The organism is Kurthia populi, from assembly GCF_042686175.1.
GTDB classification, from domain to species: domain Bacteria; phylum Bacillota; class Bacilli; order Bacillales_A; family Planococcaceae; genus Kurthia; species Kurthia populi.
On record NZ_JBHUOR010000111.1, the window covers coordinates 1 to 21,673 of the forward strand.

The window sequence follows — 21,673 nt, forward strand, 5'->3', positions numbered from 1 at the left end:
AAAAAATGGCTGTTTACTACCTCTGTTCCAGTGTCTTCGTTTTTCTTCTCAAATGAAAAAATAAGAAAACAGAAAATTCTGTTAAAATTTATGCGACACTAGTGAAAATTTTTTAATATTAGTAAAACACTGTTTCTGTCTAAAGCTCCACGTTGTATGATAAAGGTTAGAGCAAAAGCTCATTTTTAATAAATGGAGGTAATTTTATGTTCGCAGCAATTAATGGCACGAAGATATATTTTGATGTTGAAGGCTCAGGCTATATCCCCGTTGGCCCGCGCATGATTAAAAAACCGGTACTATTTGCCGTCCACGGTGGACCAGGTAGTGACCATTCAGATTTTAAGCCATGGTTAACACCTTTAGCAGAAGACTATCAAATTGTTTATTTAGACCAACGCTCAAATGGTCAATCAGAGCGCGTTGACCCAGCGACTTGCACATACGATCAATTAGCCGCTGATATTGAGGCATTGCGTAACTATTTAGGCTTAGAAAAAATTAGTGTGCTCGGCCACTCATTTGGCGGTATGATTGCACAGGAATATGCGACGCGTTATCCAGATTCAGTTGAGAAGTTACTATTAATCGATACAGCACCAAGCTATGAGTTTTACAAAGAGGCATTAGCTTTTGCGAAAAATACCGCAACACCAGAGCAATATGCAAAAATCCCTGAATTATTTGAAGGGAATATTCGTGATGATGAACATTTAGAAGAATGGTGGAGCGTGTGCTGGGACCTATACTGGTACGACTTTAAAGAAGAAATCGGCAATGACACCGGGGCACGTCCAATCGGTTCACTAGATGTATGTAATTATACATTCAAACATTTAATGCCGAAGTATGATGTGCGCGCGGCGATTGCTGAGCTAGACATTCCTACATTGATTACAGTCGGTCGTCATGACTGGATTACACCCGTGACACAGGCTGAAGAAATGCATCGTTTAATTAAAGGTTCTGAGCTTGTTATCTTTGAAAAATCAGGTCACCAACCATTTATCGAAGAGCATGCAGATTTTCTGCACACAGTACGTACTTTCTTATTAGCAGGTACAAAATCATGACAGCATTTGAAAAATGGAAGGCATCGCGACAAGCAGATATACTTGCCGCGCAAGGTGACGTCTCATTGATTGCGATGCATGACATTAAAGAAGCTATGTCTGTTTCTGAAGTGGCGGGTACATGGGCACCAACTTCTGAGAATCCTGGCTTGACGTTAACGGCGACAGTTGCGGATGGTCTGAAGATAAATGGAGAGCTAGTAGACGGTGTATATAAAATCATTGCAGATGAAACGGTTGTGGAGGCTGCAGACGGTCGTACGATGATGGCCACAAGTCAGCCAGAGTCGAATCATTTATTAGCCATTTGGGATATGACATGTGCGGCACGCCAAAATTATGTAGCGATTGATACGTATGCCTATAACGAAAATGCTGTATTTGAAGGACAGCTTGAGCGTGATGAGCAGCAAACTTTTTCATTCAGTCATACGAGTGATTCAGCCGGCACACGTCAGCATGAGTCAATCGGTGAAATCGTTGTAGAGATTGAAGGACAGACGTATCGCTTACGTCCATTCGCAGCAGGCGCTTACTCCATTATTGTCTTTCGCGATATGACAAGTGGCAGCGAAACGTATGGTACAGGGCGCATGCTTTTAATTAAGCCGGATGCAAATGGTCGCGTGACGCTTGATTTCAACTATTCATTTTTACCACCATGTGCATTTTCACCGCATTTCAATTGCCCAATGCCCCCATTTTCAAATCGTTTGAAAAGGGCGATGACAGCGGGTGAAAAAAACGTCATTTGGAAATGAAAGCAAAAGATGTGACAGCGCAAAAATAATTGCAAAAAATTCGAGATAATTAAGTTAATTTTTTAAATCGAATAATGTATAGTAGGTTAGTATGAATTGAAGCCGAAAGGAAGTATTATCAAATCCTTTTACTAATAGAAATGTAATACCACTTTTTCGCTTTGAGACAATCAAAAAGGAGTGAAAGATATGTTTAAAAAAGTATGGCTAATGATGACGGTGATGACAATCGTCTTCATTTTAGCTGCCTGTGGCGGTAAAGACGATAAAAAAGAGCAAGGTCAAAGCAGTGATAAAAACGTAATTAATGTCGGAGTAACGTATGCACCAAGTAATATTAATCCTCTACAACCGGTGGGCTTAGTATCAACGTATGTTTCCAATTTATTATTCCTACCATTAGTTGATTTAGATTCAGATTTAAAATACCAACCAATGCTAGCAGATTCAATCGAAACAAAAGACAATAAAACATTTACAATCAACTTAAATAAAGAGGCAAAATGGACAAACGGCAAAGACATTACAGCCGACGATGTTGTGTTCACAATGGAATTGATGGCGAACCCAACTGTTGCATCAAACTACGCATACATGTTTGCGATTGTGGAAGGCTTAGATGACGCTGGTTTCCTTCCTAAAGGAAAAGAATCTATCAAAGGCGTGAAAAAAGTCGATGATAAAACAGTTGAAGTCACAACGAAAAATCCAACAACCTTAACAATTTTTGAAGATACAGTAGGTCGCTACCTATTAACACTTCCAAAATCAGAGCTTGAAAAAATCGATGTTGCAGAAATTAACAAAAGCGATTTCATGAAAAATCCAACAGTCACATCAGGTCCATTCAAATTATCAAAAATTGATACAGATCACTATGTAGAAATGGTACCAAACAAAGATTACTTCAAAGGCGCTTCTAAATTAGAGCAACTAAATTTCAAAGTATTACAAGGTAACCAAATCGCAGCACAACTTAAAAGCGGCGAAATCGATATGAACATTCCATCTGCGGGTGTTGTACCAGTATCCGATTTCGAAACAGTAAAAGGTCTAGATACATTAACAACAAACTACGGTCAACCACTTGCAACGCAATTCATGTATATCAATGAAGATGTTGTGAGCGACGAAAAAACACGCCAAGCAATTTCTTATGCGATGAATCGTCAACAAATCGTTGATAGTTTACTAAAAGGTGCTGGCGAAGTGACAGATGGTTTCTTCACAAGCATGAGTCCGTATTTAGATGAAAATATTAAACCAGTTGCATATGATGCAGCGAAAGCAAAATCATTAGTAGAAGAATCAAAATGGGATAAAACGAAGAAATTAAAATTAGCGGTACTGTCAGGTGATGCAACACTAGAAAAGGCAGCGAATATCATGGCTGAAAACTTACGTGCAGCTGGTATTGAAACACAAATCCAAATGACAGATTTAAGCACATTACTAGATGATATTGTGAAAAAAGATTATGACTTAGCAGTATTAACGGTATCAATTACACCAGTGAACCCATTACCAGACATTGCGTACTTTATCGGTGAAGGCAATCCAAATGGCTATGACAACAAACGTGTAAATGAAATTCTAGCAGCATTATCGACAGAAGTAGACGAAGCGAAAATCGAAAAACTTTATAGCGAGCTACAAGAAATTACACAACAAGAAGTACCAATGCCATCAATTTACGCAACGAAAGCTTTAGGTGCAGTGAATAAACGCGTTCAAGGCGCAACTCCTAGCGACTTTGGTATGTTCATTAACGTAAACGAATGGACAGTTAAATAATTAAGATAGGCGGTATGAAAATGGAAAGTTTACTAAGTGTAAAGCATGTAACGACGGCTTTTGATACAGAGCATGGGAAAGTTACCAGTACATCTGATGTTAGCTTTGATGTAAAGCATGGTGAAACGCTCGCTATCGTAGGCGAGTCGGGTAGTGGTAAAAGCGTTACGGCACTTTCCATCATGCGTCTCTTAGGGAAGAATGGGCATATTGCAGAAGGAGAAGTACTGTTAAATGGCGTTGATTTAGCAAAATTATCAGATGCAGACATGCAGAAACTGCGTGGTAATGACGTATCGATGATCTTCCAAGAGCCGATGACGGCACTAAACCCAGTTCTGACGATTGGCTATCAATTAGTCGAGGCTATTCGTCTGCATATGCCAATCGATAAAAAAGAAGCAAAAAAACTCGCAATCGAAATGCTTACAAAGGTAGGTATCCCTCAAGCAGAGCGCGTGATTAAACAATTCCCGTTCGCTTTATCTGGTGGGATGCGCCAGCGCGTCATGATTGCGATGGCGCTCGTTTGTAAGCCCAAGCTTTTAATTGCGGATGAACCAACAACAGCACTTGATGTGACCGTGCAGGCTCAAATTATTCGCCTGCTACATGCACTATGTAAAGAGTATGACACAGCCGTTATGCTCATTACCCATGACTTAGGTGTTGTTGCTGAAACGGCTGACCGCGTCGTTGTCATGTATGCCGGGCAAGTCGTAGAAACGACTGATGTCTATACATTATTTGAACAACCGCTTCATCCGTATACAGTAGGGCTACTCAACTCGATTCCATCGATGGATTTCGATGACAAGGAATTACAAGCCATTCCAGGAACCATTCCCTCAAATTATAATGCGCTTCCTGGCTGCCGTTTTGCGAATCGTTGTCCACTTGCGACGGAGTATTGCCACAGCAATAAACCAGAGCTAATGGATACCGATGACGGGCATTTAACACGCTGCTTTGAATGGCGTAAGCTTCAGCAAGGAGGACATCTACAATGAGCCAACAGACGAAGACGCCATTATTAACCGTTAAAAACGTCAAAACGTATTACCCGGTAAAAACGGGCTTTATGAATTTACAAAAGAGTTATGTACGAGCAGTTGATGATGTATCCTTTGAGGTTTATGAAGGGGAGACACTCGGATTAGTTGGAGAATCAGGCTGTGGTAAATCGACGCTAGGACGTACGATTATCGGCCTAGAACCACTAACAGATGGCACGATTTTATTTGACGGAAAGCCGATGAATTTTCGTACGGATCGCGTAAGCTTAAGCAAGCAAATCCAAATCGTTTTTCAGGACCCGTATTCTTCACTGAATCCGCGTCTGACGATTGGAGATTTATTAGCAGAGCCACTGACGGTGCATAAAATTGTGCCGCATCATGAAATTCAGCAAGAGGTTAGTCGTTTACTAGCGCTTGTTGGTTTATCGGATTCGGCGAAATCGCGCTATCCACATGAGTTCTCAGGTGGTCAGCGTCAGCGTATTGGTATTGCGCGAGCACTAGCGCTTCGTCCACGACTAATTATTTGTGACGAGCCGGTATCTGCGCTCGATGTATCGATTCAAGCACAAATTATGAACCTCTTTAAAAAATTACAGCGTGAGCTTGGCCTAACGTATTTATTTATTGCGCATGGTCTTGGCGCTGTAAAATATATTTCTGATCGCATTGCGGTCATGTTTGCTGGCAAGATTGTTGAAATGGGCACAACCGAAGAAATTTTTAAAAATCCTCAACATGAATATACGAAAAAATTACTCGGTGCCTATCCAATTCCAGATCCGAAAAAACGTAGTATTTTAACAAAACCATAGGAGGGGAATTTGCATGTTTGGTTATATTTTACGTCGTTTACTCATCGCAGTCCCTGTCCTATTTGGGGTAACGATTATTAATTTTATTATTATGCGTATGGCACCGGGGAATCCGATTGATATGCTTGTCAGTCCAAAGCTCCCCGATGCGGCGCGTGAGGCCAAGGCTATTGAACTTGGCTTGAATGACCCAGTGTATATGCAGTACTGGAACTGGTTGAAAAATCTCGTGATGCACGGCGACCTTGGTTATTCGATGTACACATCTGAGCCGGTTGTATCGATGATTTTAGAGCGCATGGGGCCGACATTAATTTTAATGGGCACCGCGCTTATACTCGGTTTATTAATTGCCATTCCACTTGGGATTTTAAGTGCCACAAAACAATATTCAAAACTTGATTATATTTTCGTCACAGGGTCATTTTTAGGGATTTCAATTCCGAACTTCTTCTTAGGCTTAATTCTTGTTTATGTCTTTGCGGTTCAACTGAATTGGCTGCCATCAGGTGGTATGAAGGAAGTTGGCGCTGATGGAGGATTTGGTACATTACTTATGCATATGATTTTACCAATCATCGTGTTAGTAGCGAATGTGGCAGGGCGTAATATCCGCTATGTTCGTTCAAGTATGCTCGAGATTTTAGGACAGGATTATTTACGTACAGCACGCGCGAAAGGATTGAAAGAAGTATTCGTCGTCAATCGCCATGCACTACGTAATGCGCTAATTCCAATTGTTACAATCATCGGTTTAGAAATTCCGATTTTATTCGGTGGCGCGGTTGTCATCGAGCAAATTTTCTCATGGCCAGGTATTGGTCAATTGACACTCTCATCCATTATGAATCGTGATTACTCAACATTAATGGGCTTAAACCTTGTTGCAGCCTTCGTTGTTATCGCAGCAAATATTTTAACAGATATTGTGTATGCCTTCGTTGACCCACGTATTCGAAAAAGCTATGTTGGGGGTGCGAAATAGTGAGTCTCTTTAAGCGTTACTTTAATAAAAAGAAATATGATGCAGCGCACACGGTGACATGGTCAGAGGATATGCCATCGAAGGGTTTGTTTTTCAAACGCTTTAAAAAGCATAAGCTTGCGGTCATTGGCTTCTTTTACTTAGCTATTATTTTATTAGCAGCCATCTTCGCACCGCTTCTTGCACCATATAATCCAAATGAAATTACCGATGCTTTCGGTGAGGGGCCTTCAATGGCGCACTGGCTCGGTACAGATGATATCGGCCGAGATATTTTAAGCCGCGTTCTTTATGCAGCACGTGTCTCGCTATCTGTCGGTATCGGTGCCGTCGTTATTTCTTCTGCGATTGGGGCTGTACTCGGTTTAATCGCCGGTTATTTTGGCGGTATTATCGATGGCATTATTATGCGAATTACCGACATTTTCATGTCATTCCCATATATTATGTTTATCCTTGTTGTTGCAAGTATCGTAGGACCTGGACTGACAAATATCATTCTTATACTCGGGATTCTTGGCTGGCCAGGCATCGCGCGTCTTGTGCGAGGAAATGTACTCGCCATTAAACAATCTGATTATGTGAAAGCAGGCATGGCGCTTGGCTATAGCACACCACGTATATTATTTAAGCACATCCTGCCAAATACCATCGCACCGATTTTAATTTATGCGACGTCAGGTGTGGCGGGTGCTATTTTAGATGAAGCCGCATTAAGTTTCTTAGGGCTTGGCGTACAGCCACCCGATGCGAGCTGGGGGAATATGTTGTCGAGTGCACAATCGATTACGATTTTGACCGACCAACCATGGCTATGGATTCCACCAGGTATTTTCATTTTACTCACAGTATTATCGATCAACTATATCGGTGATGCACTGCGTGATGCGCTTGATCCACGTAATGTAAAATAGCTCCTTCAAGGAAGCTAAGACAGATTTGTCTTAGCTTCTTTTTTTATTAGATAACAAGATTTTAATCCTAATATAACGGCGATTTATTAGGTGTGACGGTTTATATAGATAAAATAAGAGCTAGGGGAAATGAATACGGGGATAAAGTAGCAGTAGCACTCATGGTAGGCTTGTCAGTTGTATTGGTAAGCAATCTCATCATGACATACATATGCTTCCAATTTTCACAATGGATTGAACCATTTAGATATAGCGCGCTATAAGAAATTTCTTGAAAAATCAATTGAGAGTGAGCGCTACTAGAAGCCACAATCAACCGTTTCGTTTTATAATAAGGTTAATAGGAGGCGTTTTAGATGAAATTTATGCATATACTAGGATTCGTTGTCGGTATTTTAACCGTACTTGATATTCAACAAAAAGGAATGGGCTATAAGATGTTGCCATCCAAAACACAAAAATGCTTAACAAAAATCTTCGCTAAATAAGGTATGTTTTTAAAAGTAGGCCACGCAACTAGAGTGCATGACCTACTTTTTTAATGCGTTTATGCTCGTTTAAAGAGATTAGCTGTAGAATTTAGCTGATTATATCCTATAAAAAGCATATAATAGAGAAAAAAGTAATATGAGGTGGCGCTAATGAATGTCATTAGTTTGCGGAATAATGTAAATATAGTAGGGCAAGGGAATCAACTGTTAATATTTGCCCATGGTTTTGGTTGTGAGCAGTCGATGTGGCAATACATTACTCCTGCTTTTCTGTCGGAGTATAAAATTGTATTATTTGATTATGTAGGAGCAGGCAATTCAGATTTAGCAGCTTATAACGCAAGCTATCGCACTGCTGATGGCTATGTACAAGATGTATTAAATATTATCGATGAGTTTCAATTAGAAGACGTTATTTTTATCGGTCATTCTGTTAGCTCGATGATCGGTATGTTAGCAGCGATTGAGCGTCCAGAAGCATTCAAAAAAGTGATCATGATTGGGCCATCTCCTTGTTATTTAAATGATGGAGACTATGAAGGTGGCTTCGATGAAGAAGACATCCAAGAGCTTTTACAAACGATGGAAATGAACTTTAGCGGCTGGGCGAGCTATATGGCACCTTTTGCACTTGGACAAGAAAATAACACACCTAATGTTCAAAATCTAGAGCGTGTTTTTGTATCACAAAATCCACATATTGCACGTGAATTTGCAGATATGACCTTTCATTTAGATTGTCGTAGTCGTTTACATGAAATGACGGTGCCATCAGTGATTTTACAATGTGCAGAGGATAGTATTGTGCCAGGTCCAATCGGACATTATTTACATGAGCATTTGCCATATAGTTCGTTTGAGATATTAGATGTGAAAGGACATTACCCACATATTAGTCATCCAGAGGTGACCATTGAACGTCTGAAACATTATATAAAAGAGGGATAAGCGATGGATATTCGTTTGAAAAAAGCACCATGTGGCTTTTTAAGTACGAACGATGAAGGCAAAATAACAGAAGTGAATGAGACATTTTTACGTTGGACGGATTATACAGAGCAACAACTACTCGGAAAGCATATCGAGTTTTTGCTGAGTCCAACGAATAAGCTACTGTTCCATTCGTACTTCTATCCGGCGATTCAACTTAAAAATCTTGTAGAAGAATTTTTTATTTCGTTGCGTGATAAAAACAAAAAAGCCGTACCACTTTTAATGAATGCCAAACGTTATATTCGTGATGGTGAAGAGGTTATTGATTATATGATGATGAAAATGCAGCATCGCCTGGAATATGAGCGCGAGGTGCAATCATTAAAAATCCAAGCAGAAGAAGCGTACGAAAAGAAATCACAAGCATTTGACCATCTCGAGGAAATTTATGCAGAAATTGAACAAAAGCAAAATGAGCTCATGGCAATTAATTTAGGCCTGATTGAATTATCGAATACAGATAAGCTGACAGGACTCTATAATCGCCGCTACTTTAGCCAAAAGATGAGTGAATTTATTCGTGCCTTTGACATGGAATCTGTGCAATTTTCATTACTTATTATTGATATTGATCACTTCAAGCGTGTGAATGACACATATGGTCATCAAGTAGGGGATATTGTCCTTGAACAACTTGCCAAGCTTTTAAAGGAAACGGTTAGTGAGCAAGGCATTGTTTGTCGATTTGGTGGTGAGGAGTTCACGATTATTTTGATTGGTCATAATGAACAAATCGCACATAATATTATTGAGCGTGTGCAACAAAAAGAATGGCCAGCAATTGGCGACTTAACAGTGAGTGTTGGCATGGCGAAATTCACAGCGCGCGATAATGAGCAGACGATTATTGAGCGTGCAGATAAGGCACTCTATTCATCGAAAGAAAATGGACGTAACCGCGTCACTATATTTGAACACTAAAAGGAGGAATGGCGATTGACGCGATTCCTCCTTTTTGTATGCTATTTACGGACGATAAAGCTTAAATGACGTCCGGCTTTTTTATCTTGTCGATAAGAGAAGCCTTGCGCACTTTTGAAAGTGCACACATCCTCTATCGTAATATTCGATGCAGGAATACCTGCCAGCTCACATTGCTTTTTCACCGTTAATTGATTATCGATATGATATTTCTTAGTCGCGTCTTTGAAGTACATAAAGTCATCTGCATAGCCAAGTGCTTTAAATTTAGTATAGACATCCGCATCAACCTCAAATTTTTCCTGACTAAGCGCTGTACCGATATGTACATGCACATTTTGTAAGTCTACATTTTCTGCCTCACGTAAATGCGTGAATGTCTTGAGTGAAATTTCCTTCACTGTACCTTGCCAGCCGGAATGAATTGCACCCACAAGTGTTGAGTCCGTCGCATAAAATAGTACAGGCACACAGTCCGCTGTAAAGGAGCTAAGGACAATATTTGGCTCAAATGTATAAAGTGCATCCGTCTCCGGAATCGCATCCTCTGCGCGTAGCGTGCCGCGTCCTTTATCCTCAGCAGTTACTTTATAGTAAGTTGCACTATGTGTTTGATTTGCGCAGACAAAATCTTGTAAGGAATGCCCAATAGTCGCCGCAAGTGCTTCGCGGTTTTTAATAATATTTTCAGGATTCTCACAAACATGAAGTGCCATATTATTCTGTTCAAGCTGCGTATCATCTTGCAAAGAAATGCCCATTAAAAGCTTGGCATCGTTTTTATAAATCGTCGTTGTCATCCAATCACCTCTACTTCTATTATATTATGATTCATCGCTAATTTTCGCGTTTTTCATTTCATAGCGCGCTTTTTTAGGACGTTCAAGCGGCGTGATATTAATGATGAAATAGCCAATGATTAGAAGGAGCACAACCGCACCATACAATAAGGTATGCATTGCGCTAGAGTGGTCGATAATAATTAAACGAATCATAGCCGTAATACCGATGTAAATGAAATAACGAAGAGGGAAATGATAATCTTCCTTAAAGTATTTTACAATCATTGTGATGAACTCAAAGTATAAGAAGAATGCTAAAACATTCGCTAGAAACTCTTCGTGCGTATGTTTGGAATCTTTCTCAAACAATAGAATATCTGCAAAAATAAAAATCTCTTTTGCCATTAATAGTACTAAAAAGATTGATAAACCAACTAATGAGACATTTAAAATCCACTGTAATACTTTTGGGAAGACAACTTTAAATTCTGTACTTTTCATAAATTTCGCCTCGCTTTCATTGTTCTTAAAATAATTTTCACATAAAGAAAAACAATGTGCAAAGCATACATATTTTGTAAGCGTTTTTAATTTTGAAGAAATATTTTGACTTTTCAATTTTAGATGTTATAATTCTTATAAGATAACTTGGTATTAACAAAAAGGGAGCGATAGACATGAATACGAATACATTTTTCCGCACCACAAAAGCGAATACATTTACAGTACGCAAATTTTTCAAACACGTTGCATCAGATATGGAAGCGCAATTACGTGAATGGGATGAAAACTTCTCTGTAGAAGTAGAAACGTGGAGAACGTATACATTGTCGGTGACAAACGGTGCACAGAAATTCCGTGTTGCACTATCAAAAAATGAAGTGGAATTGTTACAACATGCGCACCCTTATGCCCTTGATGAAAAGCTATGGACATCGCTTGAAAAACAAGGATTAGAAGTCCAAGATATTAGCGAATATATGTACATCATTTTAAATTATGATTTATATCGTCGCGATCGTTTACGCGTCGCACGTTAATAAAAAAATTGAAATCCCCCCGATTTCATTTAGATTTGAATAGAACAAAAGAGGCTAGGGTCTAAAAACCCTAAGCCTCTTTTTTGTTAGATTTTAAATTGTGTAATGGAATGTTCAAGTGATGCGGCAAGTAGTGCAAGACGCTTCATTTCAGCCTGCATATCATTCATTGAATGCAGTGTATTCTGAGCAGAGGCCGTCACTTCCTCCGTCATTGCATTCGTCGTTTGGGCATGGCTTGAGACATTGTCGATACTATTCGCTAATTGGTCGGTAACAGAAGCGATTTCTTCCGTTGTAGCAGACACCCCTTCAAGCTTTGGTGTCATGCCCTCCATTTGCGTCATAATATTAGCGAAGCGTTGCTCAGCTGTTTGTGTAACGCTGACCCCTTCATCTACTTTTTGTAGCGTGGTCGCCATTTGCTCAACAGATTGTTTCGTACTTGTTTGGATTGTCGTAACGAGTGCGGCAATTTGATTGGCAGAATGCTGTGAGCTTTCAGCAAGCTTACGAACTTCATCTGCAACAACAGCAAATCCTTTGCCGTGTTCACCAGCACGTGCCGCTTCAATGGAAGCATTGAGAGCGAGTAAATTCGTTTGATCGGCAATTTCCTTAATCATATCAAGCATTTTTCCAATTTCAGCGGTATGCGTATGCAGTGTATGAATTTGCGCATTCGACATCGTTACAGAGTCTTTAATGCCTTCCATTGTCGACACAGCCTCATAAATCGCTTGCTGTCCTGAGTGAGCATGCTGTAGTGAAGTTGTTGAAAATTCGGTAACATCTGTTATGCTCTGTGCAATTGTTGTAACACCTTTCGCAACGTCATTTATCGAATAAGAGGCTTCTTGTAAATCATTCGCCTGACGCTCTGTCGTTTCACTGACCTGTGTAATGGCGGTCGTCACATCCGTTGTGCTCAGCATATTTTGTGCAATATGTTGCTCCATTTCTACACTCGATTGTGTCACTTGCTGCGTATTTTCACCAACATTACGTACAAGTGTCGCTAAATTATCCTTCATCTCATTTAATGTCATCGCAAGTTGACCTACTTCATTGCGACTTGTCACATCGGTTGATACCGTTAAATCACCATGCCGCATTTGGTCCGCCTTCTGTGCCATCGTTTGCAGTGGGCGTGTAATCGAGCGGACAAGCCATAAAATAATGGCAAGGCTAATGAGAATCACAACGATTGCAAAGAAAATATTCATGACCGCAATACTTTTCGCAGCCTCTGTTGTTTCGGATTTATATAGGGTGCTCATGACTTTCCAGCCAGTCGCAGAGTTTGTGGCATATAAAGTAATTGTCTCTTCTTGTTCAAATTGCCCCTTTGCTTCTTTTAACTGTGAAGAGAGGGTATTCGAGACTGCCTCACCACCATCATGCTTTTTGTCGGCAATGTAGCGATTCGATAAATCAATAATAGAGGTATAGCCATGGTCACCAATTTTGACGCTACTCGCAATATCTCCAAGTTTTGAAATCGACATATCAATGCCAATAACACCGCTATTATCAGCAAGTTTTTTTGATAAGGTAACGACTAAATCACCACTCGTTTTTGAAATGTATGGGTCTGTAATTGTAATGTCGCTATCCTTTGCTTGCTTATACCACGGGCGTTCGCGCGGATCGTATTCAGCTTTGTTATAAAGATGATAGGGCATACGAATCATGTCCCCCTTTATGGTGCCAACATAGGCCATTGCGACTTCAGGATGCTCCTGAATATATTGTTCAAGTACAGTGCGTGCATTACTTGATTTGGAAATCGATAAATCCTTTGATGTGAGACGCTTTGCTAAGTACGATACATCATGTATTTTCGGCTCGATTAAATCATTGATGCTATTGTTTAGTAGCACCATATTAGAAGAAGCAGCAGTGAGCTGTTCTTCTTTAATTTGTTCTTTACTTGAGATGTACCAGAATACTCCACTTAATAAAATAGGAATAACAATGAGTGGGAGTAAGAAAATTAACATTTTATTCCTTAATTTTGTACCTTTATCCATTGAGATGCTCCTTATTATAGTCTTAAAGTTCGTAACCAATCGTATCATAAAAAGTTGTTAATTGTTATTTATTTTAACAAAATAAAGGTATTTTAGATGACTTTTGAATCGGTTCTTAGGAATCAATAAGGTGTTTCGGCAAAAAAAGGAGTAACCTACAAAAAAATGATATTCTCAAAAATTTATTAACTCCCATGCAGAAGATGCTAGATATTTACGATAGAAACAAATAAAAGACGCAGCCTCCCCAAGCTGCGTCTTTCTTTATATAGAGAACCCCTAAGTTTTAGTAAACTTTGTCACCATTGAAGATTGAGTTTTTAACGATTACGTAATCCACGTTGCGGATTGATTCTAATTTTGTACCACCAGCGTATGAAATCGATGATTGTAAATCTTGTTCCATTTCAATAAGTGTATCTTTTAAAGAACCTTTATGTTCTACAAACATTTTTTTACCTTCAACGTTTTTCTTTTCGCCTTTTTGGAATTCAGATGCTGAGCCGAAGTATTCTTTTACTTTTTTACCTTCAACTTCGATTGTTTCACCCGGAGATTCTTCATGTCCAGCGAATAGAGAGCCGATCATTACCATTGATGCACCGAAGCGCACTGATTTCGCGATGTCACCGTTTGTACGGATACCACCATCAGCAATGATTGGTTTTGTAGCGGCTTTAGAGCACCAACGAAGTGCCGCTAATTGCCAGCCACCAGTACCGAAACCAGTTTTGATTTTTGTGATACATACTTTACCAGGTCCGATACCCACTTTTGTTGCATCAGCGCCAGCGTTTTCAAGCTCACGCACAGCTTCTGGTGTACCAACATTCCCAGCGATAACGAAAGTGTTTGGTACTAATTTTTTAATATGTTGAATCATTGAGATAACCGCATTTGAATGACCGTGTGCGATATCAATTGTAATGAATTCAGGTGTTAAACCTTGTTGTGCTAATTCTTCAACGAAAGCATATTCTTCGTCTTTTACACCAACACTAATAGAAGCGATTAAGCCTTTACTTTGCATATCTTTAACGAAACCAATGCGTTTTTCAGGATTAAAGCGGTGCATGATGTAGAAGTAACCGCCTTCAGCTAATTTTGTCGCGATTGATTCGTCGATGATTGTTTGCATATTTGCAGGTACAACAGGAAGGCGGAATTTATGCCCACCTAATTCTACTGATGTATCACATTCTGAGCGGCTATTTACGATACATTTAGCCGGAATTAATTGAATATCTTCGTAGTCAAATACATTATCCATTAAAAAACACTCCTAAAAGCGAATATTATTTTTTGTTTTAATTAAATTGTTCGTCCTTTGGTAATTTACAATATTTTGATAGCGCTGTCAAATGATTTTTCAGATATTTTGAGAAAAATGAACGTTAGCTACAAAAAACATGCTAAAAAGCAAAAAAATATCACAAACTCCGAAAAGAGCTTGTGACATTTTAAGTCTTATAAATACTAGCGACTATGAGATTTTTGAAAAAATTACAAATTGCTTTGTTCGTCTACTAGCTTTTTAGTGAATTGAATAAAGTTTCGTACTGCAGGAGAAATGTAACGATCTTTTGCCCATGTGAGCTGTGTACGATGATGTACCGGCTGATTTAAAATCTTCAGTGGCACAACAGGGAAATCGAATAATGGAATGCCTATAGGTACAATAGCAACGCCAAAATTTTTACTGACTAGGTCAATAATCGACTTCTCAGCAATACCCTCAAAAACAATTGTCGGTTCAAAGCCTGCTTCGTGACAAATATAATCTGTTACTTCTCGTACAGAAGTATCTTCTTTAAAGACGATAAATTTTTCGAGCGCAAATTCATCTAAATGAACTTCTTTTTGTTTGCTAAGTGGATGATTTTTGGGTACGAGCATGATTAGCTCTTCTTCTAATATCGTATATTTTTCAATTGTTGTGTTTGCAGAAAAGGGTGAGCAAAACCCGATGTCAATTTCATCTCGGTTCAGCTGTTTTAAAATCTTTCGAGTAGTATCTTGTGATAATTTAAATTGAATATTAGGGTATTTTTCTGTGAATGCAGAAATCAACATTGGAATATAGTCAGAGCCAAGGGGTTGTGTAAATGCGAGACGAATCGTGCCATGCATTGGATTAATCAAATCCTGAATTTTATGCTCAGCGGTTTGAATTTCATTAATCGCATTTGTCGCATGCTCTAAAAAAACTTCACCGTAAGTATTTAACGTCACGCCGCGACTTTCTCGTGTGAAAAGTGGTGCTCCTACTTCTTTTTCTAAGTTCTGTATTGAGCGACTAAGCGCAGACTGTGATAAATTTAAACGTTCGGCAGCGTGCGAAATGTTGCCTACTTTTGCGAGTGTTTCAAAGTATAATAATTGATAAAATTCCATGACGCACCTCCATATGTACAGTATGCATAGATAATATGCAAAAGACAATTATTTATCATACCTTGAGTAGGCGTATACTATTTCTGTTAGATGGCTCATCTTATGAGGAGCTTAAAAAGGAGATGCATAGATTGTCTACAAAAAAAGAGCCACTATGGACAAAAAGTTTTATTAACATTACGTTGATGAGCTTATTTATCTTTTTAGTGTTCTATATTTTATTAACGGCGCTGCCACTTTTTATTACAGAAAAGCTTGGCACTTCAGCAGATAAGGCAGGCTGGTTATTAACGGTATTTTTAATTTTTGCGATTATTGTACGACCGGTTGCTGGGGGTTGGATTAGTCGTTTCTCTCAAAAGAAAATTTTAATTTATTCAACTACTGCGTTTTTCGTAGCTTGTTTATTCTATTTCTTCGTACATTCATTTGCCGTATTATTAGTTGTTCGTGCAATTCACGGGATTATCTTTGGAATTATTACAACCGTTAAAGGTGCCGTTAGTGCCGAGCTTATTCCGATGACACGCCGTGCAGAAGGGCTAAGTTATTATTCAATGGCAATGGGACTTGCGATGGTGCTTGGTCCTGTTATCGGTCTACAATTTGCGAGTGCATCCTCATACAATGCGATGTTTGTTATCTGTGCAGTGCTATCCGTCTTTAATGTCTTGTTAGCAATGATTATTACGATTCCTGGTGATAACGCAGACAAACACGTAGCAAAAGAAAAATTCTCATTTAGCAATATTGTTGATCCGCGCACCGTTCCATACGCGGCAATGACGTTCATTTCAGCAATTGCGTATTCAAGTATTTCAGCTTTCCTATCACTTTATGCGAAAGAGTTAGATCTAGTGACAGCAGCAAGTTATTTCTTTATTGTTTATGCGGTTTGTATGTTATTATGTCGTCCGTTTGTTGGGAAAGCAGCCGATCAATATGGGACAAAATATATCATTTTTAGTTGCCTCGCGATTTTTGCAATTGGTTTATTTGTTCTTCAAATGACGACTGCAGGTTGGATGTTAATTGTTGCGGGCGCGATTATGGGAATTGGTTACGGTTCTATCACACCAATTTATCAAACAGAGGTCATGTCATCTGTTCCACCAGAGCGCGTTGGGGTTGCAAGTTCTGTGTTCTTCAACTCAATGGATTTAGGGATGGCAGTTGGTGCAGCTGTGATGGGCATCATCGCAGGTGCAAGTGGCTATTCAATTATGTACTTAACAGCATGTATCATTATCGTCGTTGCTTTCTTCTTATATATGTACGTATCAAAAAAAGGATGTCGTTATCAACAATAATGCCTGTTCGCTGCCAGCAAATAGGCATTACAACTCCATTTTCGAATGATGGAAATACTAGCGAAAAAGAGAGTAGGATTTGAGCCTACTCTCTTTTTTTTACGTAAAAATAAGGAGTTTTACGATAATTAACAAAAAATTCAATTTTTTATTATGTTTACGTAGCTATTGTTTGTGGCAAATACATATACTAATTACAATTTATGTAACAAGGGGGATTTGGTATGACAGTTACAGCACAATATCGCACACGTATTGAAAAGACGGTGGACCAATTATCTAACCGTTTAATTGATATTAGTCATAAAATACATGCACGACCAGAAGTCGGCAATGAAGAATTTTTTGCGTCGCGAACATTAATTGATTTATTAGAGGATTTTGGCTTTGAAATTGAAAAAAATATTTCAAGCTACGATACAGGTTTTATCGCAAGCTACAAGGCAGAAAAGGAAGGTCCGACCATTGCCTTTTTAGCAGAGTATGACGCGCTACCAGGACTTGGTCATGCGTGTGGGCACAATTTAATCGGTACCGCTTCTAGTGCAGCAGGCATTGCGCTGAAGCAAGTCGTAGATAAAGTGGGCGGGCAATTACGTATTTATGGTACACCTGCAGAAGAAGGTGGCGTTAATGGCAGTGCAAAAGCCGCTTATGTAAAAGATGGACGTTTTGCAGATGTCGACGTTGCACTCATGGTACATCCCGGACATGATTCTTATGAAACGATTCCGACGCTTGCGGTAGATGTTTTTGAAGTGGAGTTTTTTGGTAAGCCAGCACATGCCTCTGAAAATCCACATGACGGTATCAATGCACTCGACGCGATGCTTCAATTTTATGCCGGTATTAATGCATACCGTCAGCAAATGCTCGATACAGACCGTGTACATGGCGTTATTTTAGAAGGTGGCCAGGCACCAAATATTATTCCGGAATATACGAAGGCGCGCTTTTTTACCCGCGCACGTAGTCGAGGTCATTTAAATGACTTAACACGCCGTATTAAAGCGATTGCAGAAGGAGCAGCCTTACAAACCGGTGCTCGCATGGAATTTAGCTTTATTCAAAATGGCGTCGATGATTTTTTCATTAATAAAACATTAGATGCGGTCTTTAGAGAAATGGCCGAAAGCTTAGGTGAACAATTCTATGATGACGATTTTGGATTCGGAGCTACCGATACAGGGAATGTTAGTCAAGTAGTACCTACAATTCATCCACATATCAAAATCGGATCCTCTACATTAATTGGTCATACAAAAGAATTCTGTGAGGCAGCTGCTTCACCAAAGGCAGATGAGGCGCTTCTTATGTCAGCAAAGGCTCTTGCACTTACAGGACTGGCGCTTATGGAGGATGCGGAATTATTAGAAAGTATTAAAGCAACTCAGAAAGATGTAGTGGAACAACAAACCTTTACAGATTGGAGTATTTAATATGCTAAAACCAAAATATACGATGAGAGATATTTATGGCGATGTTGTTTTCTCAGCGCGACCAGCACATGAAATCAATCCTTGGATGCCAAGCAACGAAAAACTCAATGCCCTATCTGCACGTGAAACATTAATTGCAGACGTGCCTGTACTTGTTCACGAGGCAACACAAACAGATAAAGCAAAAAAGCTATTCGATTTAGCAAGTATTCCATTTCCAGAACAGCCCTATACGTATAAAAATAAAGAAGATTACAATGCGATTTTAAAGCAATGGGGTGACGAGAAAAAAGAAGTCGTTTTACAATATATTCATGGTAAGAAAACAATTGACCGCGATGCTTACTGGATGGATGCAAAACTGTTAAATTATTTAAATAGCAAAGCCTATTTACGAGAAATCGTTCCAGAAAAATATGTACCTGAACGTGAAGTAATTGATAGTAAAGATTTAGAAAAGGCACTAGAGCACTGGGAATTACCATTTGTTTTAAAGCCAGGCGATGAAACGCCAACTGCGGGTGGTTACGGTGTGCAAATTTGTCATACAGAAGAGCAGCTTGCTGAGGCCAAAAAGCTCTTTACGCAAGAAGGCGCAGATCATGTCATCATTGAAAAATATGTTAAAGAAATTGAAAATTATTCGTGTCAGTATGCCTATAGTGAAAATATTGGTCTTCAGTATCTCGGTACATCTGTACAAATTACAGATGACGAGGGGGTTTATGCAGGTAATGTCATGATTGATAATGTTCCGGAAGCAGTCATTCAAGCAGGACGTGAAATTATGCAGGCGGGTGTGGATAAAGGGTATATCGGCATTGCAGGATTCGATTTGTTATGGACGGAGGAAGGCGAAGTAAAAGCCATTGACTTAAATTTCCGTTTAAATGGCTCTACATCGATGCTCATGTATGCTGAGGCATTAGACAGTCACTGTATGAAATTTTATACCTATGATGCGATAGATAAGGAACATAACGACGCATTCTATAATCTGATGGCAGATTATATTGCACAAGATGTATTATTACCGCTTAGTTATTATGACGGCGATGCAGTTGAAGGCGGTGCCCCATCATCCTTTGTCTGCATTTGGCATGCCTTTTCTTTAGAAGATATTGAGCTTTATGAGGAAAGTTTATTTAAAAGTGGTGCAGTAGCACGTTAACGACAGAGGGAGGCGAAAGCTTTCCTTTTTTCAATTTCATTACATATGCAAAAATAAAGAAGAAACATGATATGATAGTAACAAATCTATAGAACAAGCAATGAGAGGATTAAGTATAATGATGGAATTAGAAATGGCAATTAGAGAGTACATGCTTGGTCGTCCAGTTATAAAAATCGAACGCGAAGAAGAAGATTTCATGGGCGAAATCGTTGATGCCAATCGTGGTATTATATACGGTCAAATTGAAGTGTCAGATGAAGGTAAACTAACGAATATTATGGTCGATATCGAAGAAATTACAGACAATAATGATATTTCATTAGATGAATACGAAGAACTTGAACTCGAAGACTTAAAAGAAATGGCCGAAGAATTTGCGGAAGAATTTTGTTTAGGAGACTTACGTTATGTAAATGTACAACAATGGATTGGCGATACGATTTTAGTAACCTTTGAACAATTTGATCACCAATTAAATCTGCCACTGCCAAACTCTGGTGTACAGGTCGAAATCAATCGACAAGGCTTTATCGTGTCAGCAACGCTAAACCAAACGTATTACCAATTAACGTATCCAGAAATAACTGTAACCGCTGAGCAAGCAAAAGCAACTTTAGCAAATGAACTGTTATTAAAACGTGAAATTGAAGAAACGCCAGACAAGCTGCATATTGTTTATGTGCCTAAAAATCGTTTCACCGCAGTAGGTGTTGATGGCAAAGTAACGACTGTATTCGACCCAGACGCGGAAGAAGAATTACCAAAAAAAGCAATCGAAGCGGTAACTGTTACAAAATCATTACCTGAATTATTGGGTATTGACTCAGACATGGTATTTACTGATGAAGAAGATGTACAAACATGGACATCACCAACAGATGACAGCATTTATGTGCGCATCGATCGCAGTGATGCCTACGAAACCATGTACGAATCTGTGAAACCTTGGGATGAAACGCAACCAGAGCTTTCAATTGCAGAGCTAGAAGATAATGCAAAACAATTTTTAGAACTAGTTGTTGGTGAAATTCATACGAAGTTTGAGCTTGAAGAACAGCTTGAAGAAGAAGAGCCAGAGCTGACAGAAGAAGAGCTTGCCTATTTCCGTGCAATGGAAGAGGCAATGGCTGAAGAAGATGACGAGTTTGATGACGATGATGAATTTGAAGATGAAGACGACAATGATTTCGAGCCATTCCGTACATTCTCATTCCTGCGTACCGTACAAGGAATCCCAGTGGATGAATACAATATTCATGTCGATATTGGCACGTACACGGGACATATTAAAGACTGTACAGTGACACGCGTAAATGAAGCAGTTATTGAGAATTTCTCAACAGATGATGTAGAAGTATCATTAGAAGAGGCGAATAAACGTTATATTGACGCATTACAACTTCGTTTAGCACGTGCCATTGAAAGTCAGGATGATTTCCCGATTTATACGTTAGTTTATGAAATTATCTTTAATGATGGTCAATCAATACTAGAAAAAATTGAAAGTAATACGGGTGAATTCATTTTCGAAGATTTATATTTAGAAGACTAATCGCCTCTTAGGGAAGAGCTGCATGCAAATGCTGTTCTTCTTTTTTTGTGAGGAAAGTATCGGTCCTGCAGATTTTTTATAGACGAATTGTAATATTAAGTGCACCACTCAAAATAAATAAAAAAAGACCCATTCAATATGAGCCTGTATAATTAAAGTTCCTACACCAAAATCAACAGGGGG

Annotated in this window: 20 protein-coding genes; 15 read left to right on the top strand and 5 right to left on the bottom strand. The window is 39.1% G+C overall.

The features are described from left to right. Positions 1-206 precede the first annotated feature (206 nt). The 10 genes from ACFSY7_RS12565 (at position 207) to ACFSY7_RS12610 (ending at position 9,766) form a co-directional block, all read left to right on the top strand. The gene (locus ACFSY7_RS12565) at positions 207-1,073 is read left to right on the top strand and encodes an alpha/beta fold hydrolase (protein WP_380148081.1); all 867 of its coding nucleotides are present in this window, start codon (positions 207-209) and stop codon (positions 1,071-1,073) included. Then, positions 1,070-1,834 (top strand): DUF1684 domain-containing protein, encoded by a 765-nt coding sequence (locus tag ACFSY7_RS12570; protein WP_380148082.1) that lies wholly within the window; start codon positions 1,070-1,072, stop codon positions 1,832-1,834. The genes ACFSY7_RS12565 and ACFSY7_RS12570 overlap by 4 nt, the downstream gene beginning before the upstream one ends. A 189-nt stretch (positions 1,835-2,023) precedes the next feature. Continuing rightward, positions 2,024-3,628 carry an ABC transporter substrate-binding protein gene (locus tag ACFSY7_RS12575; protein ID WP_380148083.1) on the top strand — a complete coding sequence of 535 codons (1,605 nt, stop codon included), beginning with the start codon at positions 2,024-2,026 and terminating at the stop codon, positions 3,626-3,628. A 20-nt stretch (positions 3,629-3,648) separates the two neighbouring features. After that, positions 3,649-4,638 (top strand): ABC transporter ATP-binding protein, encoded by a 990-nt coding sequence (locus ACFSY7_RS12580; RefSeq protein ID WP_380148084.1) that lies wholly within the window; start codon positions 3,649-3,651, stop codon positions 4,636-4,638. Further along, the gene (locus ACFSY7_RS12585; RefSeq protein ID WP_139995915.1) at positions 4,635-5,462 is read left to right on the top strand and encodes an ABC transporter ATP-binding protein; all 828 of its coding nucleotides are present in this window, start codon (positions 4,635-4,637) and stop codon (positions 5,460-5,462) included. The genes ACFSY7_RS12580 and ACFSY7_RS12585 overlap by 4 nt, the downstream gene beginning before the upstream one ends. A gap of 13 nt (positions 5,463-5,475) precedes the next feature. Then, a complete protein-coding gene (locus ACFSY7_RS12590; RefSeq protein WP_380148085.1) occupies positions 5,476-6,447 on the top strand; it encodes an ABC transporter permease in 972 nt (323 codons plus the stop codon). After that, the gene (opp4C, locus tag ACFSY7_RS12595) at positions 6,447-7,361 is read left to right on the top strand and encodes an oligopeptide ABC transporter permease (protein WP_370323637.1); all 915 of its coding nucleotides are present in this window, start codon (positions 6,447-6,449) and stop codon (positions 7,359-7,361) included. Before ACFSY7_RS12590 ends, opp4C begins: the two co-directional genes overlap by 1 nt. 356 nt (positions 7,362-7,717) lie before the next feature. Further along, the gene (locus ACFSY7_RS12600) at positions 7,718-7,849 is read left to right on the top strand and encodes a hypothetical protein (protein WP_255411590.1); all 132 of its coding nucleotides are present in this window, start codon (positions 7,718-7,720) and stop codon (positions 7,847-7,849) included. Between the two features lie 153 nt (positions 7,850-8,002). Next, entirely contained in the window at positions 8,003-8,800 is a 798-nt protein-coding gene (locus ACFSY7_RS12605; protein ID WP_380148086.1) for an alpha/beta fold hydrolase, read from the top strand. Positions 8,801-8,803: 3 nt separating this feature from the next. After that, on the top strand, positions 8,804-9,766 hold the full coding sequence (locus tag ACFSY7_RS12610) for a sensor domain-containing diguanylate cyclase (RefSeq protein WP_126992034.1): 963 nt from the start codon (positions 8,804-8,806) through the stop codon (positions 9,764-9,766). 41 nt (positions 9,767-9,807) lie between these two features. On the opposite strand, the gene pgeF is transcribed toward ACFSY7_RS12610, so the two are convergent. Then, entirely contained in the window at positions 9,808-10,566 is a 759-nt protein-coding gene (gene pgeF, locus ACFSY7_RS12615; protein WP_380148087.1) for a peptidoglycan editing factor PgeF, read from the bottom strand. Positions 10,567-10,590: 24 nt separating this feature from the next. Next, entirely contained in the window at positions 10,591-11,049 is a 459-nt protein-coding gene (gene psiE / locus ACFSY7_RS12620) for a phosphate-starvation-inducible protein PsiE (RefSeq protein WP_380148088.1), read from the bottom strand. A 176-nt stretch (positions 11,050-11,225) separates the two neighbouring features. Here psiE and ACFSY7_RS12625 point away from each other — a divergent pair, with 176 nt between their 5' ends. After that, entirely contained in the window at positions 11,226-11,588 is a 363-nt protein-coding gene (locus ACFSY7_RS12625) for a hypothetical protein (RefSeq protein ID WP_126992031.1), read from the top strand. 86 nt (positions 11,589-11,674) lie between these two features. On the opposite strand, the gene ACFSY7_RS12630 is transcribed toward ACFSY7_RS12625, so the two are convergent. The 3 genes from ACFSY7_RS12630 to ACFSY7_RS12640 form a co-directional block, all read right to left on the bottom strand. Next, entirely contained in the window at positions 11,675-13,621 is a 1,947-nt protein-coding gene (locus ACFSY7_RS12630; protein ID WP_380148089.1) for a methyl-accepting chemotaxis protein, read from the bottom strand. Between the two features lie 286 nt (positions 13,622-13,907). Beyond that, the gene (gene guaC / locus ACFSY7_RS12635; RefSeq protein WP_380148090.1) at positions 13,908-14,891 is read right to left on the bottom strand and encodes a GMP reductase; all 984 of its coding nucleotides are present in this window, start codon (positions 14,889-14,891) and stop codon (positions 13,908-13,910) included. 233 nt (positions 14,892-15,124) lie between these two features. After that, positions 15,125-16,015 (bottom strand): LysR substrate-binding domain-containing protein, encoded by an 891-nt coding sequence (locus ACFSY7_RS12640; protein ID WP_139995906.1) that lies wholly within the window; start codon positions 16,013-16,015, stop codon positions 15,125-15,127. Positions 16,016-16,146: 131 nt separating this feature from the next. Here ACFSY7_RS12640 and ACFSY7_RS12645 point away from each other — a divergent pair, with 131 nt between their 5' ends. The 4 genes from ACFSY7_RS12645 (at position 16,147) to ACFSY7_RS12660 (ending at position 21,490) form a co-directional block, all read left to right on the top strand. Then, positions 16,147-17,325 (top strand): MFS transporter, encoded by a 1,179-nt coding sequence (locus ACFSY7_RS12645; RefSeq protein ID WP_380148091.1) that lies wholly within the window; start codon positions 16,147-16,149, stop codon positions 17,323-17,325. Between the two features lie 224 nt (positions 17,326-17,549). Then, positions 17,550-18,764 carry a M20 family metallopeptidase gene (locus tag ACFSY7_RS12650; RefSeq protein ID WP_380148092.1) on the top strand — a complete coding sequence of 405 codons (1,215 nt, stop codon included), beginning with the start codon at positions 17,550-17,552 and terminating at the stop codon, positions 18,762-18,764. Between the two features lies 1 nt (position 18,765). Next, positions 18,766-19,935, top strand: coding sequence for an L-aspartate--L-methionine ligase LdmS (gene ldmS, locus ACFSY7_RS12655; protein ID WP_380148093.1), 1,170 nt, complete (start codon positions 18,766-18,768; stop codon positions 19,933-19,935). Between the two features lie 118 nt (positions 19,936-20,053). Then, positions 20,054-21,490, top strand: coding sequence for a YcdB/YcdC domain-containing protein (locus ACFSY7_RS12660; RefSeq protein ID WP_380148094.1), 1,437 nt, complete (start codon positions 20,054-20,056; stop codon positions 21,488-21,490). Positions 21,491-21,673: the final 183 nt, after the last annotated feature.

Bases quoted from the DNA above. Each gene is read 5' to 3' on its own strand.
- ACFSY7_RS12565 (WP_380148081.1), top strand. From the start codon at position 207: ATGTTCGCAGCAATTAATGGCACGAAGATATATTTTGATGTTGAAGGC.
- ACFSY7_RS12570 (WP_380148082.1), top strand. From the start codon at position 1,070: ATGACAGCATTTGAAAAATGGAAGGCATCGCGACAAGCAGATATACTT.
- ACFSY7_RS12575 (WP_380148083.1), top strand. From the start codon at position 2,024: ATGTTTAAAAAAGTATGGCTAATGATGACGGTGATGACAATCGTCTTC.
- ACFSY7_RS12580 (WP_380148084.1), top strand. From the start codon at position 3,649: ATGGAAAGTTTACTAAGTGTAAAGCATGTAACGACGGCTTTTGATACA.
- ACFSY7_RS12585 (WP_139995915.1), top strand. From the start codon at position 4,635: ATGAGCCAACAGACGAAGACGCCATTATTAACCGTTAAAAACGTCAAA.
- ACFSY7_RS12590 (WP_380148085.1), top strand. From the start codon at position 5,476: ATGTTTGGTTATATTTTACGTCGTTTACTCATCGCAGTCCCTGTCCTA.
- ACFSY7_RS12600 (WP_255411590.1), top strand. From the start codon at position 7,718: ATGAAATTTATGCATATACTAGGATTCGTTGTCGGTATTTTAACCGTA.
- ACFSY7_RS12605 (WP_380148086.1), top strand. From the start codon at position 8,003: ATGAATGTCATTAGTTTGCGGAATAATGTAAATATAGTAGGGCAAGGG.
- ACFSY7_RS12610 (WP_126992034.1), top strand. From the start codon at position 8,804: ATGGATATTCGTTTGAAAAAAGCACCATGTGGCTTTTTAAGTACGAAC.
- pgeF (WP_380148087.1), bottom strand. From the start codon at position 10,566: ATGACAACGACGATTTATAAAAACGATGCCAAGCTTTTAATGGGCATT.
- psiE (WP_380148088.1), bottom strand. From the start codon at position 11,049: ATGAAAAGTACAGAATTTAAAGTTGTCTTCCCAAAAGTATTACAGTGG.
- ACFSY7_RS12625 (WP_126992031.1), top strand. From the start codon at position 11,226: ATGAATACGAATACATTTTTCCGCACCACAAAAGCGAATACATTTACA.
- ACFSY7_RS12630 (WP_380148089.1), bottom strand. From the start codon at position 13,621: ATGGATAAAGGTACAAAATTAAGGAATAAAATGTTAATTTTCTTACTC.
- guaC (WP_380148090.1), bottom strand. From the start codon at position 14,891: ATGGATAATGTATTTGACTACGAAGATATTCAATTAATTCCGGCTAAA.
- ACFSY7_RS12640 (WP_139995906.1), bottom strand. From the start codon at position 16,015: ATGGAATTTTATCAATTATTATACTTTGAAACACTCGCAAAAGTAGGC.
- ACFSY7_RS12650 (WP_380148092.1), top strand. From the start codon at position 17,550: ATGACAGTTACAGCACAATATCGCACACGTATTGAAAAGACGGTGGAC.
- ldmS (WP_380148093.1), top strand. From the start codon at position 18,766: ATGCTAAAACCAAAATATACGATGAGAGATATTTATGGCGATGTTGTT.
- ACFSY7_RS12660 (WP_380148094.1), top strand. From the start codon at position 20,054: ATGATGGAATTAGAAATGGCAATTAGAGAGTACATGCTTGGTCGTCCA.